13 protein-coding genes are annotated in these 14,764 nt (G+C 60.6%); 6 read left to right on the forward strand and 7 right to left on the reverse strand.

Going from position 1 to position 14,764, the window contains the following annotated elements; translation table 11 throughout:
* The 4 genes from WBF74_RS00305 to bcp all read right to left on the reverse strand — a co-directional run.
* Nucleotides 1–315, reverse strand: a 315-nt coding sequence (locus tag WBF74_RS00305; protein ID WP_424433679.1) for a bactofilin family protein, incomplete at its 3' end; no start/stop codon positions are given.
* Nucleotides 293–1,663 carry a M23 family metallopeptidase gene (locus WBF74_RS00310; RefSeq protein ID WP_424433681.1) on the reverse strand — a complete coding sequence of 457 codons (1,371 nt, stop codon included), beginning with the start codon at nt 1,661–1,663 and terminating at the stop codon, nt 293–295. The genes WBF74_RS00310 and WBF74_RS00305, both read right to left, overlap by 23 nt.
* 130 nt (nt 1,664–1,793) lie before the next feature.
* Nucleotides 1,794–2,609 (reverse strand): ferritin-like domain-containing protein, encoded by an 816-nt coding sequence (locus WBF74_RS00315; RefSeq protein WP_424433683.1) that lies wholly within the window; start codon nt 2,607–2,609, stop codon nt 1,794–1,796.
* Between the two features lie 5 nt (nt 2,610–2,614).
* Nucleotides 2,615–3,133, reverse strand: coding sequence for a thioredoxin-dependent thiol peroxidase (gene bcp / locus WBF74_RS00320; protein ID WP_424433685.1), 519 nt, complete (start codon nt 3,131–3,133; stop codon nt 2,615–2,617).
* 218 nt (nt 3,134–3,351) lie between these two features.
* Here bcp and WBF74_RS00325 point away from each other — a divergent pair, with 218 nt between their 5' ends.
* On the forward strand, nt 3,352–6,867 hold the full coding sequence (locus WBF74_RS00325; protein ID WP_424433687.1) for an AsmA-like C-terminal domain-containing protein: 3,516 nt from the start codon (nt 3,352–3,354) through the stop codon (nt 6,865–6,867).
* Between the two features lie 273 nt (nt 6,868–7,140).
* On the opposite strand, the gene tyrS is transcribed toward WBF74_RS00325, so the two are convergent.
* The gene (tyrS, locus tag WBF74_RS00330; protein WP_424433689.1) at nt 7,141–8,391 is read right to left on the reverse strand and encodes a tyrosine--tRNA ligase; all 1,251 of its coding nucleotides are present in this window, start codon (nt 8,389–8,391) and stop codon (nt 7,141–7,143) included.
* An 85-nt stretch (nt 8,392–8,476) separates the two neighbouring features.
* Between tyrS and WBF74_RS00335 the strand changes: the two genes are divergently transcribed.
* On the forward strand, nt 8,477–9,592 hold the full coding sequence (locus tag WBF74_RS00335; RefSeq protein WP_424433691.1) for an anhydro-N-acetylmuramic acid kinase: 1,116 nt from the start codon (nt 8,477–8,479) through the stop codon (nt 9,590–9,592).
* 56 nt (nt 9,593–9,648) lie between these two features.
* Here WBF74_RS00335 and WBF74_RS00340 read toward each other — a convergent pair whose 3' ends face one another.
* Entirely contained in the window at nt 9,649–9,921 is a 273-nt protein-coding gene (locus WBF74_RS00340) for a hypothetical protein (RefSeq protein ID WP_424433693.1), read from the reverse strand.
* Nucleotides 9,922–10,176: 255 nt separating this feature from the next.
* Nucleotides 10,177–10,833: an alpha/beta hydrolase gene (locus WBF74_RS00345; protein WP_424433695.1), complete on the reverse strand. Its 657-nt coding sequence runs from the start codon at nt 10,831–10,833 to the stop codon at nt 10,177–10,179.
* A gap of 306 nt (nt 10,834–11,139) precedes the next feature.
* On the opposite strand from WBF74_RS00345, the gene WBF74_RS00350 reads away from it, so the two are divergent.
* The 4 genes from WBF74_RS00350 to WBF74_RS00365 all read left to right on the forward strand — a co-directional run.
* Nucleotides 11,140–11,607: an Rrf2 family transcriptional regulator gene (locus tag WBF74_RS00350; protein ID WP_424433697.1), complete on the forward strand. Its 468-nt coding sequence runs from the start codon at nt 11,140–11,142 to the stop codon at nt 11,605–11,607.
* A gap of 30 nt (nt 11,608–11,637) precedes the next feature.
* Nucleotides 11,638–12,843 (forward strand): cysteine desulfurase family protein, encoded by a 1,206-nt coding sequence (locus tag WBF74_RS00355; RefSeq protein ID WP_424433699.1) that lies wholly within the window; start codon nt 11,638–11,640, stop codon nt 12,841–12,843.
* A gap of 1 nt (nt 12,844) precedes the next feature.
* Nucleotides 12,845–14,293 (forward strand): Fe-S cluster assembly protein SufB, encoded by a 1,449-nt coding sequence (sufB, locus tag WBF74_RS00360; RefSeq protein ID WP_424433701.1) that lies wholly within the window; start codon nt 12,845–12,847, stop codon nt 14,291–14,293.
* Between the two features lie 35 nt (nt 14,294–14,328).
* Nucleotides 14,329–14,764 (forward strand): ABC transporter ATP-binding protein (locus WBF74_RS00365; RefSeq protein ID WP_424433703.1); only part of this gene is annotated, 436 nt, incomplete at its 3' end.

Raw genomic sequence — 14,764 nt, forward strand, 5'->3', positions numbered from 1 at the left:
AAGCTGGACGCGGCGCCCCCGGATTGTGCCGATCACGCGGCCACGGATGACGATGTCTTCCGCCACGATCTCGCCCGTGATGGACGCTTTCTCGCCAATCGTCAGCGACTGGCTGCGAATGTCGCCTTCCACCGTGCCGTCGATCTGGATGTCGCCGGTCGCTGTGAGATTGCCATGAACCACCAGATCGCTGGAAATGATGGACGGTGCGGTGCGCACATTGGGGCGGCGTCCGCCGCTGGCGGCAACCGGAGCCGGGGCAGGAGCGACAGCCTGCGCCTTCTCTGTGACTTTATCCTTGTTTCGCGAAAACATATTGCCCTGCCTCGATGAACTTGGAGGGGTTGCGAACGATACTGTCGAACCAGACCTCGTAGTGGAGATGGGGTCCGCTGCTGCGGCCAGAGGACCCGACTTTGCCTATGACTTCACGGAATGCAATTTTCTGGCCAGCTTTGACCGAAATGCTGGCGAGGTGGCCATAGCGGGTGCGGAAGCCATTGCCATGGTCGATCTCGACGACCCGGCCATACCCGCCTTTCCAGCCCGCAAAGGTCACCTTGCCGGCCCCCGGCGCATAGACGATGGAGCCGTATGGCGCAGCCATATCTTCACCGGAGTGGAAGGCCATCCGCCCATTGAAGGGGTCACGCCGCGAGCCATAGCTGCTTGTCTTGCGGTATGAAACCAGAGGCTCTGCCAAAGGCATTCTTGCAATAGATTCCTCAAGATCGGACACTTTCTTGAGGTTTTGGCTTATCCGGAATAGCTGCTTGTTGAAGGCACTTTCATCGCCTCCCGCAAGGTCCAGGCTGCCAGCGAGATCAATGAACGGACCACCGAGCGCGCTGGTGCTCGCAGAGCGTTTCAGCAGGTCGTCCGGGTCCACGACTTTCGTCATGGCGATGATCGACTTCAGCTCGCGCAGGCGCCGGTCGGTGATCTCTTCCACATTGTTGATGAGGCCCTGCTGCGCATGGTCAAGCTTGGCCAGCCGCTCATCAATCTGGGATACGACATCGTTCGGATGTTCAACGCGCCCGGCAAGTTCTGCCACGTCGATGGCAACATTGTCCGTCGAGTGGTCGATGATGAAACGCTCCAGGTCTGCCGTCTGCTGCGGCCGGGCGGTGGTGTGAACCACCGGCGGGCCATCCTGTGCGCCGTCCACCCGCATGAGGACCGTATTGCCCTCGGCGCTAGCCTGCTGCTTGCCTTTCAGCGTGGCGGCATAGTGCCTGCGCATCGTATCAAGAGTTGAGCTGGCGCTTTGACGTTGTGTCATAAGTGCCGCTATCTGCTTGTGTTTTTCCTCAAGCTGGCGGGTCGTGGCGAGGAAGCGTTCTTCGGTGATAATGAGCTGGCCGTTCAATTCGTCATAGGCAGCCTGCACCTTCGCGATGCGCTCTTCATAGGCGGATTGCATCTTCACATAGCGGCGGTCCTTGGCAGCAATGATCTGCTCCTTGAAGACCACATTGACCGAAGCGAAGGCGACCCAGCTCAGAAAGGCAAAGGCTATAGCCGCAAAAACAGCCTGCGTCAGCGGCGAGAAGGAGATGAACTGCACCTGCCCGTGGCTGCGGATATAGACCTGCCGTTCCACATAAGCGCGGCGCAGGAAATGACGGATCGTGTCGGCGAAACCCTGCCGTTGGTGCATGCCCCTCAATGCCCCGTAGCCCCCCTAGTGAAGACGCCTATTCCACCCCAATTTGGCACAGGCTGACAACATACGCGTGTCGATTTTTGAAGTTAATGGTTAATATCAATTTACCATACGATTTCATCGGTTATTCGGTGGGAAGCGGCGCGGCGAGCGGCTCGTAGAAACGAGCCTCAAGTCCCGCCTCAAGCCGTGCTTCCACGTTGAAAGGCGGCTTGAGCGCGCCCCGGAAGTGGCGCTTCACAAGGTCACGAAAGCTGGTCTCAGGATCGAGGCCGCGCATTGCGGCGAGATGCGCAAACCATCGCGTCCCCGCCCTCACATGGGTTTTCTCTTCCTCATAGATCGTTTCCAGCACCTGCGCGCTTTGCAGGTCGCCCGCGTCTTTCAGGCGCGAGATCATGCCGGGGGTGACATCAAGCCCCCGCGCTTCCAGCACCATCGGCACGATCGCGAGCCGGGCGAGAAGGTCGTGCCGTGTTTCTTCCGCAGCCTGCCAGAGACCGTCATGGGCCGGGTGGTCGCCATAGGTCGCGCCATGCGCGGCAAGCCGAGCCTGCAACATCATGAAGTGCCGCGCCTCGTCGTCGCCAACCCTGATCCAGTCATCAAGGAAGGCACGGGGCATCGGCTCGCCCGCAAAGCGACCGACAAGATCAAAGGCGAGGTCGATGGCGTTGAGTTCGATATGGGCGAGGGAATGAAGCAGCGCGACACGGCCCCGTTCGCCTTTGAAGCTCCGGCGCGGCATGTCGCGCGGCAGCCGAAGCTCCGGCCTTGCGGGCCTGTTCGGCCGCACCGGCATGTTGATGCCGGGGGCAACGGAAAGCAGCCCTTTCGACCATGCCACCGCAACGCGCCGGGCGGTCCGTGCCTTTTCGTCTGCCTCGCCGCAGAGAAGAACCTCCCGCGCCGCTTCGACCAGTGATGTCGGCTCCGTCATGGCGTTCAGAGAGCCTGCGCCGCTTCAAGCACCTCTTCGGCGTGCCCGTTTACCTTCACTTTGGGCCAGACTTTCCGCACCACGCCTTTCTCATCGAGCAGGAAGGTAGTGCGATTGATGCCCATGAATTTGCGGCCATAAAGGCTCTTTTCCGCCCAGACGCCATAAGCTTCGAGCATCTTGCCTTCCTCGTCGGAGAGAAGGCGAACGGTAAGGTCATGCTTGTCGCGAAACTTGCAATGCTTCTCGATGGAATCCCTCGAGATGCCGAAGACGAGTGTATTCGCCGCCTCGAACTTCTTTTTGATCGCGCTGAAGGCAATGCTCTCCGTGGTGCAGCCCGGCGTGTCGTCTTTGGGATAGAAGAAGAGAACAACCTTCTTGCCCGCAAGCGATTTCAGCGAGACGGTCGAACCATCATCAGCCGGGAGCGAGAAGGCGGGTGCCTTCTTACCCTCTGGCGGCAGAGCAGAGGCAGCAGAGGGTTTGGCTGGGGTCGTCTTCCGGGCTGGTGCCTTGGTCATGTCCTGATGCCTCCGTAACGGGTTCGCCGCAAATGCCGGTGCGGACCGAATGGGGTGCGGGCGTTAACGCTGCCGTTAATATTGCCAGCGATCCTGCAATAGCTAGCCTCAAACTTGCAGACAAGTCGGACAAGCACAGTTAGAAACTTGCCTGACTCGCTTTCGCCGCATTTCTGCGGTTTTCATAACGCGGTGAGCGAGAGGAGTTAACGGCGTCATTGATCCGTCGCACCAGTAAAATCATTCTCGAAATTGCGGGGATCGCCTTTGCGGTCGTGGCCGTGCTGATCGCCGTGCTTGCCTGGCGGCTGTCATCCGGCCCCATCTCGATTTCGATTCTGAACGAGATATTCGAGGAAGCGGCCCGCCCCACGCTGCAAGGTGGCGCTCTCGATATTGGCGATACGATGCTGATCTGGGCCGCAGAAGAGCGCGAGCTGGCGCTGCGTCTTTCGGATGTGACGCTGCACGGGGCAGATGGCAACGAAATCGCCCGCGTGCCCCAGCTTGCCTTCGAGTTGAGCGTCCCGGCCCTGTTTCGAGGCACGCTCGCGCCCACATCGGTTGAGCTCTACCGTGTAAGCGCAACCGTGCTCCGCCGCCCCGGCACGGGCGTGACGCTCGCCCTCGGCATGGCTGGCGAGGAAGAGGAAGCGGAAGAGGACACGCTGGGCCCGCTGCTGGAAGCGCTGCTCGATGGTGCCGACCGTTCCTCCCCCTTCAGCTATCTCACGAGATTTGGCATCAGGGAGGCGCAACTTACCTTTGTTGATGAGGTGAATGGCGTCACCTTCGAAGCACCCTCGGCCAACCTCTCCATCTATCGTGGTGATGGCGGCATTGCCGGACGGCTCGATGCGGATTTCGCCATTGCGGACAAAACGGCTCGCCTTGAGATGAGCGGCTTTCTCGCGGCCGACAGCGAGATCGCACGGATTGATCTGACGGCATCGAATGTGGTGCCTGCCGCTCTCGCCCGATTGTCGCCCGCCTTCTCCGATTACGATGTGTTCGACGCGCCGCTTCACGCAGAAGGCGAAGTCGAGATAAGGCGTGATGGCGCGCTACGGACAGCGCGGCTGATGGTGAGTTCGGGGACGGGCGAAATCAACCTGCCGGAGCCCTGGGCAACCACCATTCCGCTCGAAAAGGCACATGGCCTTGTCATGCTGGATGGCGAAGCGCAGCTTGCCACGGTGGATGAACTTTCCTTCAAGGCTGGGCCGCATGAGGCGACCGTCTCCGGCACCATCGGCTATGAAGTGGGCAATGGGCTGAATATCGCCCGCGCCAGAGTTGATCTGCGCGCGGAGGATATCCATACCGAAGTGCCGGGCTTCTTTGCCGGACCGGTCGATGTGGATCTCATCAATCTTGCCGCTGCTCTCGATTTCGATGCGATGAGCGCCGATATAAATGAACTTTATGTCGGCACGGCTGGCGGCGGCATTCGCCTTTCGGGGCGGCTTGCTGAGGCTGAACGCTCTCCCGCCGTCGCGGTGACAGGCGAGATCGAGCCGATGCCTTTCGACGCATTCAAGGCGATATGGCCTTTCGGACTTGCGAAAGGTGCGCGTGAATGGGTGGAGAAGAACCTGTCCGGTGGCACGCTTGAAGGCGGGTCGTTCAACATCGATTTTCCGGCAGGCATGATCGCCGATATCGATGCCCGCATGCCGATCCCGAAGGAAAATCTGCGCTTCGAATTCACGGCCAAGGGCCAGACGATGCACTATCTCGGCGATCTGCCGCCGATGGAAAATCTCGTGGCGCGCGGTCTCGTCGAAGGTAATCGCTTCGATGCCTGGGTGACATCCGCCACCATCCGCCAGCGGGGGCAGGGCGATATCGCAGTGAGCGACGGCCATTTCTATGTCGATGGAATGACGACAAAGGGCGCGCCGGGATACATAGCCTTTGCCGTTTCGGGCGCCATGTCTGACATATTGAGCGTGCTCGACCGTGAGCCGCTTGGCTTCATCAGCGATTTCGGTCTTGATCCTTTGAGCGTCGGTGGCACGGGCCGCCTTGAAGGAAAGCTCTCTCTTCCCCTCGTTAAAAACGTGCAGATGGGTGAGGTGGATTTCTCCGGCAAGGCGCATACGGAGAATGTCGTTCTTCCCGAGATTCAAAAGGACCTTTCTGTTACCGCAGGCACGCTCGACCTGGCGGTGGATCGCTCCGGCCTTTCGGTGAGCGGGCCGATTGTCATCAATCATGCGGCAGCGCTTGATCTCGAATGGCGCGAGAACTTCAACCGCGACATCTCTCCGCGCTCCCTCTACAGGCTGCGCGGTGACCTTGATGAGGATGGTCGCACGGCACTTGGCCTCAAGCTCGACTCCTTCATTGCAGGTGTCGTGACCGTTGATGCGACATTGAAAGGCGACGGGCGTAGTGTGAACCGGGGCAACATCAAGGCTGATCTGACACGCGGCATTACGAAGTTCGAGGAAGCCGGGTGGGAAAAACCCGCAGGTGTGCCCGCCAGTGTGACTTTCGATCTCGAACTGATGGAAGCCGGTGGCTATCGCATTTCAGACTTTGTGCTTGCAGGCGACGAGATAGATACGCAGGGCAGCTTTGCGCTCAGCCATGACGGGCGGCTCGTCACCGCGAACATGCCTGTGGTCAAACTGGGCGCGGCAAATGATTTCAGCTTCCGCGCAGGCCCATCCGAAGATGCCGCCCTTCGTATGGAAGTAAAAGGCCACCGCTTCGATGCGCGCGGTGTGCTGAGCGCTCTTTTTTTGAGAAGCGAGGATGAGAAGGTGGGGGCTGCACAGGAGCCTGAGCCGCTGCTGACCACAGAGCGGGTGAATGATCCCGTCCGGCGCATGAGCCTCATTGCCGAGATTGATAATGCGATCGGGCACAACGACACTTCCTTCAGCGATGTCGTTGTGCGCATGGTGCAGGTGGAAGGGCGTCTCTGGTCGCTGGATGTGGCCGGCAAGGGTGAGGATGGCACCACGCTCTCCCTGATCATTGCGCCGGACGCCACCGGCAAGAGACAGCTCACCGGCTCGTCGATGAACGCAGGCGAAATCCTGCGCACGCTCGATTTCACGCGCAGTGTGCGCGGCGGCACGTTCAGACTGAACGGCGCTTACGATGACAGCACGCCCGGATCGCCGCTCTCCGGCGTACTCACCATGGACAAGTTCCGCATCGTTGATGCGCCCGTGCTTGCCAACATCCTGACACTCGGCTCGCTAACCGGCATCGGTGATACGATGCGCGGCGACGGCATTTTCTTCGAACGGCTGGAATTGCCTTTCGCCTTCACCGAGGCGCGCATTCACATGAAGGAAGCGCGCATGTCCGGCCCTGCCATCGGCCTCACAGCATCGGGTCAGATCGACCGCGCCGAAGATCTGATCGATCTGGAGGGCACGCTGGTGCCCGCCTACACGATCAACTCTTTCCTCGGCCAGGTGCCCGTTCTCGGACCGCTGATCGTGGGGCGCGAAGGGGAGGGCGTGTTCGCCATCACCTATGGCGTGCGGGGAAAGACAGACGATCCCTCGGTGGTGGTGAACCCGCTGTCAGCTATCGCGCCGGGCTTTCTGCGCCGCATTTTCGAATTCGGCTCCACCTTGCCGCCCGAGGGCGCTGCGCCGACAGAAAATCCGCAGAAAAGCGGGACTTCGCCGGAATCCGGGAGCGCGGAGGAAGAGGCGCTGGAACCTCGTATTGCACCGCCAGAACCGCCTGCCGCAGTGCAAAACTAACATTTCACTTAATTTGGGTATTGCGGAGTGATACTCCGTATATATTATGTTCCCAGAAGCGTCTTATCGCAAAATGCAGCATCGAAAGCGGCAGCCAATAGCCGCGGAACGCGAACGACAAGAAGAAAGAAGAAAAGAAGAAAGAAATAGGGAGCGTTCAGGGCCTGGCCCTCTCGGCAACGGGAGGGCCAGATTTTTTGCCTCGCCGTTGAAAACCACCGTCATGGCCCGGACAAGCCAGGCCATGACGAAAGCAGCGTGGACTGTTTCAGCTCAGCCCTTCGGCTTCAGAAGCACATGCTTCTTCTTGCCGAGCGAAAGCTTCACGACGCCTTCGCTGGTGAGGTTGGCGGGGGTCAGCACCATTTTCTCATCGCTGATCTGCTGATCGTTGACGCGGACCGCGCCGCCCTTGATCTGGCGTCGTGCATCGCTGGTTGAGGCGCAAAGCCCGGCCTGCACCAGCGCGCTGAGAACGCCAAGTCCGCCCCCAAGCTGATCCGTCTCGACAGTGGGAAGATCGGCGCTGATCGCACCTTCCTCGAAAGCGGCGCGGGCGGCTTCGGCTGCCTTCTCGGCTTCCGCGCGACCATGCACCATGGCGGTGGCCTCAGTCGCGAGCACCTTTTTCGCTTCGTTGATTTCCGCACCGCCCAGCTTTCCGAGCCGCTCGATCTCATCAAGTGAAAGCTCGGTGAAGAGCTTGAGGAAGCGGGTGATGTCTGCGTCCTCGACGTTCCGCCAATACTGCCAGTAGTCATAAGGCGACAGCATATCGGCATTGAGCCAGACGGCGCCGGATGCGGTCTTGCCCATCTTCGCGCCGGAGGATGTGGTGAGGAGAGGACTCGTCAGGCCGAAGACCTGCGCGCCGGAAGTGCGCCGCGCCAGTTCGATCCCGTTGACGATATTGCCCCACTGGTCCGAACCGCCCATCTGCAATTCGCAGCCATATTTCCTGTTCAGTTCCACGAAGTCGTAGGCCTGCAGGATCATGTAGTTGAATTCGAGGAAGGACAGGTTCTGTTCGCGCTCCAGCCGCATTTTCACACTGTCAAAGGAGAGCATCCGGTTGACGGAGAAATGGCGGCCATAGTCGCGCAGGAAGTCGATATATTTGAGTTCGTCCAGCCAGTCGCGATTGTTCACCATCACGGCGTCGTTCTTGCCCTCGCCAAAGGTGAGGAACTTCGAGAACACGGCCTTGATGCCGGCAAGGTTCGAGTCGATCTGCTCGTCGGTGAGGAGCGGGCGCGCCTCGTCGCGGAAGCTCGGATCGCCAATGCGCGTCGTGCCGCCCCCCATAAGCGCGATGGGTTTGCCGCCAGTCTTTTGCAGCCAGCGCAGCATCATGATCTGCATGAGATGGCCGACATGAAGGCTCGGCGCGGTGCAGTCATAGCCGATATAAGCGGTCAGAACGCGTGTCGCGGCAATCTCGTCCAGCGCCGCCGCATCGGAGGTCTGGTGGATAAAGCCGCGTATTTCGAGTTCGCGCAGAAAATCGGACTTGTAGCTGGACATCGTTTCGGCTCGGCGTTTCGAATAGGCTGGAATGCGCGGCTGGTGTATCACGGCTTGTCGCGGGGACAAAATGGACAAAAGCCCGATGATCAGAGCTTTGGGACTGATGAGCGGCACGTCGCTTGACGGCATAGATGCGGCCATCGTGGAAACGGATGGCGAAGGCATGGTGCGTCCCGGCCCGTCGGTCTCGATCCCTTACAAGCCGGAAGAACGGCGCATTCTCGCGCTGGCGCTGGAGGCGGCAAAGGACTGGGAACCGGACACGCCCATGCCGGAGGAAATCGCCGAGGCAGAGCGGCATTTCACCCTTGCGAACGCCGTTGCCGTGCGTGAACTGCTGTCACAGGAAAGGCTCAAACCCGCCGATATTGCCGTGATCGGCTTTCACGGCCAGACCGTGCTGCATCAGCCCGCGCGCCGCCGCACCGTGCAGATCGGCCTTGGCGATGTGCTGGCACGGCTGACCGGCATTGATGTGGTGAATGATTTTCGCAGCGCCGATGTGGCCGCGGGCGGGCAGGGTGCGCCGCTCGTCCCGCTCTACCATCAGGCGCTCGCCCGCAGTGCGGGCATCGTTGAGCCGGTGGCGCTCATCAATATTGGCGGCGTGAGCAACATCACCTGGCTCGGCGCGGATGGATCGCTTCTCGCCTTCGATACGGGGCCGGGCAATGCGCTGATCGATGACTGGGCGCTTGCGCATACCGGCGAACCCGTAGATCGCGACGGCGCGCTGGCGGCGGCGGGTGAGGTCGATATGGATGTGCTCGAAGCGCTGATGAGCCACGCTTTCTTCGACGCGCCGCCACCGAAATCGCTCGACCGCTTTTCCTTCTCCTCCGATGCCGTGAAGCATCTGATGGCACCGGATGGCGCAGCCACACTCACCGCCTTCACGGTGGAAGCGATTGCGCGAGGTCTGGCGCATGTGCCCGGCGTGCCGTCCCGCTTCATCATCTGCGGCGGCGGGCGGCACAATCCGGTAATGATGTCGATGCTGAGCCGCCGCCTCCAGGGCGGTGTTCTGCCTGCGGAAGATCTCGGCTGGCGCGGTGATGACATCGAAGCCGAAGCCTTCGCCTACCTCGCCGTCCGCTCGCTACGCGACCTGCCCCTCAGCCTGCCGGGCACAACCGGCGTGCCGGAACCCATGCCGGGCGGGCAGTTGCACAGGGCAGGGAAGGTGTTGGAGGGATAGAACTGGTCGATCTCTCCGATCTGCTCCGCTCGTGATGAGAGCAGCGTGCTACGCCCTCAAACCTTCTCCGTCTCCTTCGGCTTCGAAGCGGCGCGGGGCTTTTGCTCCATCTTGGGTTTGGGAAGAAGGCGGAAGCGGGATTGGCACCAGGCGAAGTCCACGCCGACATCGAGCAGCGCGTCGGAGCGGCCGCAGGGGCAGGCAAATTCCATCACAGCGAAGACGACATAGGTTTCGCCCGCCTGCAGCGGCACGGGTCTGCCCGTCACATGGTTTGGCGCGGCATTGACGCAAAGAACGAGATCGCCGGGTCCGACAGCGTCGCTCATGGCTTCCATCCCGTGGCTTTATGTTCTGCGGGGTGAGAATAGACCGCGTGATGCGAGAGGGAAAGATCACTGAAGGGTGTGCTTGCAACCCCTCGTATCGTCATGGCCGCTTCATGCGGGCCATCCACGTCTTTGCAGCACGGAAAAGTCGAAAAGAAAGACGTGGATGACCCGGACAAGCCGGGATGGTAATGGGGAAGGGTGCTGGCCCCACTCAGACATCAAGCAGACCGAACCTGGCCAGCGTCCTGAGCCTCAGCCCTTTTCGGGCGCAGCAGCGAGGCGCTTGTCGAGATAGGCGCCGACCGTGTTGAGCAGCGGCTCCAGCTTGTTCTCGAAGAAGTGGTTGGCGCCTTCCACCGTCGCATGTTCGATGGTGATGCCCTTCTGCGTCTTCAGCCGCTCGACCAGCTTCAGCACATCTGCCTGCGGCGCGACCTGATCGATCCCGCCATTGATGATGATGCCGGAGGAGGGGCAGGGCGCGAGGAAGGAAAAGTCATACATATTGGCGGGCGGCGCGACCGAGATGAAGCCTTCGATCTCCGGGCGGCGCATCAGCACCTGCATGGCGATCCATGCACCGAAGGAAAAGCCGCCGATCCAGCATTGCGATGCATCCGGGTTCTGCGACTGGAGCCAGTCCAGCGCCGCGGCGGCGTCGGAAAGTTCGCCAATGCCTGCATCAAAACTGCCCTGGCTGCGGCCAACGCCCCGGAAATTGAACCGGAGCACCGAAAAGCCGCGCTGCACAAAGGCCTGGAACAGCGCATAGGTGACGGGATTGTTCATCGTTCCGCCAAACTGCGGATGCGGATGAAGAACCAGCGCCACCGGCGCGTTCGGCGCCTTTGTGTGGTGATAACGGCCTTCGATACGGCCGGCCGGACCGTTGAAAATGACTTCAGGCATGTCTCGGGTCTGTCTCGCTCATGCGGATTCGCGGATTCAGGCGGTCTCCTACCCCGTGTATCGGGTAATTTATGGCCAAAATCTGCTGTTTCCTCTGGAAAATCCGCCAATAGGTGTTAAGTAGTTGACTGCAGCGCTCGGAGATTTTACGTCCTCCGGCGAGAGCCCTGGAGCGCCTCAGGCCATTTTTCACCCCGAAAGGGCAAAGAAGCGGCGATTGGCGGCGGGGCGCACGTTCTTAACACAGGCGACGGCTGGTTGTGCAAGCTTTTGGCCGCTTCGCCTCGTCCAAAGAGGAGTTGGCCCGTGAAGCTCACCACGAAAGGGCGCTATGCCGTCATGGCCATGGCCGATCTGGCGCGCCATTCCAGCGGCAATCCCGTGGCGCTGGCCGAAATCGCCGAACGGCAGGAAATCTCCCTGTCTTACCTCGAGCAGCTTTTTGCAAAGCTCCGGCGCGGCAATCTGGTAAAAAGCGTGCGCGGGCCGGGGGGCGGCTACCTGCTCTCGCGGCAGGCGGATGAAATCCGTATTTCCGACGTGATCCTCGCCGTTGACGAACCGATCAAGGCGACGCGCTGCGAACTCGGATCGCCCAAAGGGTGCATGCCGTCGTCCGGGCGCTGCATCACGCATGATCTGTGGGAAGGGCTCAGCCACCACATTCAGCTTTATCTCGGCTCGGTTTCGCTTGGCGATGTCATCAGTGGCCGCCTTGCCGGGCGCGAGACTTTCGACACGGGCCGCAAGGCTCCGGCCATCGCCGCGGACTGAGCGTCGGGCGAAAAGGCAGGCACAGGAAAGATGACGGCGAAGCGCGTCTATATGGACCACAACGCGACCACGACGCTGCGCCCTGAAGCGCGGGCGGCGGCTCTGGCTGCGATGGAGGTTCCGGGCAATCCCTCTTCGGTTCACGCCGAGGGCAGGGCTGCGCGCGCCATCGTCGAAAAAGCGCGGGCAGAGGTCGCGCGTCTTGCAGGTGCAAAGCCCGCCGAAGTGATCTTCACCAGCGGCGGCACGGAAGCAGCCCGCACGGCCTTTCACGCAGCAGGCGCGGCGCAGGGAGTGACGCGCCTGATTGTTTCCGCCGTGGAGCATGAGGCGGTGCTCGCCTCTGCGACGGCAACCGGCCTGCCGCTCGACATTCTGCCGGTGGATGGTGAAGGCCGCGCGGACCTTGCTGCCCTGCGCGCGCTTCTCGCCGCACGGCCGGGCAAGGCCCTTGTGGCGCTGATGCTCGCCAATAATGAAACGGGCGTCATTCAGCCCGTGGCAGAGGCAGTCGGGATTGCGCATGAGGCGGGCGCACTGTTTCTCTGCGATGCGGTGCAGGCAGCAGGCAAGATGCCGCTCGATTTCGCGGCCCTCGGCGCGGATATGATGCTGCTGGGCGGGCACAAGATCGGCGCGCCGATGGGCGTGGGGGCGCTCATCCTGCGCGATGGCCTGCCTTTCGCGGCGCTTGCTGTTGGCGGCGGTCAGGAAGCGCGCCGCCGCGCGGGCAGCGAAAACTTGGTGGGCATTGCAGGCTTCGGTGCGGCTGCCCGTGTAGCGCTCGACGAGCTTGAAACTTTTGCCACGCTTCATCTTCTCCGCGACGAGATGGAAGCGAAGATTGCCTCCCATGCACCGGACGCGATTTTCCTCGGCAGTGGCGCGGAGCGTCTGCCCAATACGAGTTACATCGCGGCACCGGAGCTTGATGCTGAAACACTGCTCATGGCGCTTGATCTCGACGGTATTGCAGTGAGCGCCGGTGCCGCCTGCTCATCAGGCAAGGTCGGGCGTCCGCGGGTGCTGGATGCGATGGGTGTGTCTCCTGATCTGGCGAGGGCGGCTGTTCGTGTCAGCTTCGGATGGACGAGCAAGCCCGAAGATGTCGATGCCTTTGTGAAGAGCTGGCTGCGCGCTTATGAGCGCGCGCGGGCGAAAGCGGGTATTGGCGCTGGAATGAATATGAGTGGAAATGCGGGCGCGTCGCAGCCGCTCGCATCTGTGGAGAGTTGATATGGCTGCCGTACGGGAGACAATCAAAACCGTCAATGAAGTGGAGAAGTACAAATACGGCTTCTTCACGGACATTGAATCCGAGAAGGCCCCGCTGGGTCTGACGGAGGAGACGGTTCGTTTCATCTCCGCGAAGAAAGAAGAGCCTGAATGGCTGCTGGAATGGCGTCTGGATGCCTTCCGCCGCTGGCTCACCATGACGGAGCCGACATGGGCGAAGGTTTCCTATCCGCCCATCGATTTTCAGGACGCCTATTACTATGCGGCGCCGAAGCAGAAAGTCCGCCCCAAGAGCCTCGATGAAGTGGACCCGAAGCTGCTCGAGACCTACGAGAAGCTCGGCATTCCGCTGACCGAACAGAAGATGCTTGCGGGCGTGGCCGTGGATGCCGTGTTCGACAGCGTCTCCGTCGTCACGACCTTTAAAGAAAAGCTTGCAGAAGTGGGCGTGATCTTCTGCCCCATGTCCGAGGCGGTGAAGAACCATCCTGATCTCGTGCGGAAATATCTGGGATCGGTTGTGCCGACCACGGATAATTTTTACGCGACGCTGAACTCTGCCGTCTTTTCGGAAGGGTCGTTTGTCTATATCCCGGAGGGTGTTCGCTGCCCGATGGAGCTTTCGACCTATTTCCGCATCAATGAAGCGCAGACAGGCCAGTTCGAGCGCACGCTGATCATTGCCGAGAAGGGCTCCTATGTGAGCTATCTCGAAGGCTGCACCGCGCCTCAGCGCGATGAGAACCAGCTTCACGCGGCGGTGGTGGAACTCGTCGTCATGGATGACGCCGAGATCAAATATTCCACCGTCCAGAACTGGTTCCCCGGCGATGAAGATGGCAAGGGCGGTGTCTATAATTTCGTGACGAAGCGTGGCGATTGCCGCGGCAGGAACTCGAAGATTTCCTGGACGCAGGTCGAAACCGGTTCTGCGATCACATGGAAGTATCCGAGCTGCATCCTGCGCGGCGACAACTCGGTCGGCGAGTTTTATTCCATCGCGATTTCGAATGGCCACCAGCAGGTCGATAGCGGCACGAAGATGATCCATCTCGGCCGCAACACGACGAGCCGTATCATTTCCAAGGGTATTTCGGCGGGCAAGTCCTCCAATACCTATCGCGGGTTGGTGAGCGTTCACCGCAAGGCAGAGAATGTACGCAACTTCACGCAATGCGACAGCCTGCTCATCGGCCATGACTGCGCGGCGCATACCGTTCCCTATATCGAAACGAAAAACCCGACCGCCATTCTGGAGCATGAAGCCACAACGTCGAAGATCAGCGACGACCAGCTTTTCTATTGCCGGCAGCGCGGTATCGGCGAGGAAGAGGCGGTAGCCCTCATCGTGAACGGCTTTTGCCGGGATGTGTTGCAGCAGCTGCCGATGGAGTTTGCCGTTGAGGCGCAGAAGCTCGTCAGTATCAGTCTCGAAGGAAGCGTCGGCTAAGGCCGCCAGATCGAAGTTCAGTGAAAGAAGTTCAGATGCTCGAAATCAAGAACCTGCATGCGAAAGTCGAAGGAAAGCAGATCCTCAACGGGATCGACCTTCATATCCGTGCAGGCGAAGTCCACGCCATCATGGGGCCGAACGGCTCCGGCAAGTCCACTCTTTCCTATGTGCTTGCGGGCCGCGACGGCTATGAGGTGACGGAAGGCTCCATTCTCTTCAAGGGACAGAACCTGCTTGAGATGAATGTAGATGAGCGCGCAGCGGCAGGGGTGTTCCTCGCCTTCCAGTATCCGCTGGAGATTCCGGGCGTTACCACCATGACCTTCCTCAAGACCGCGCTCAACGCGCAGCGCAAGGCGCGTGGCGAGGAGGAGCTTGATGCCGTGCGCTTCCTCAAGCTTGTGCGCGAAAAGGCAAAGCCGCTCAATGTGTCGGACGACATGCTGAAGCGCCCGCTCAATGTCGGCT

It is taken from the genome of Parvibaculum sp. (assembly GCF_049672805.1).
Classification (GTDB): domain Bacteria; phylum Pseudomonadota; class Alphaproteobacteria; order Parvibaculales; family Parvibaculaceae; genus Parvibaculum.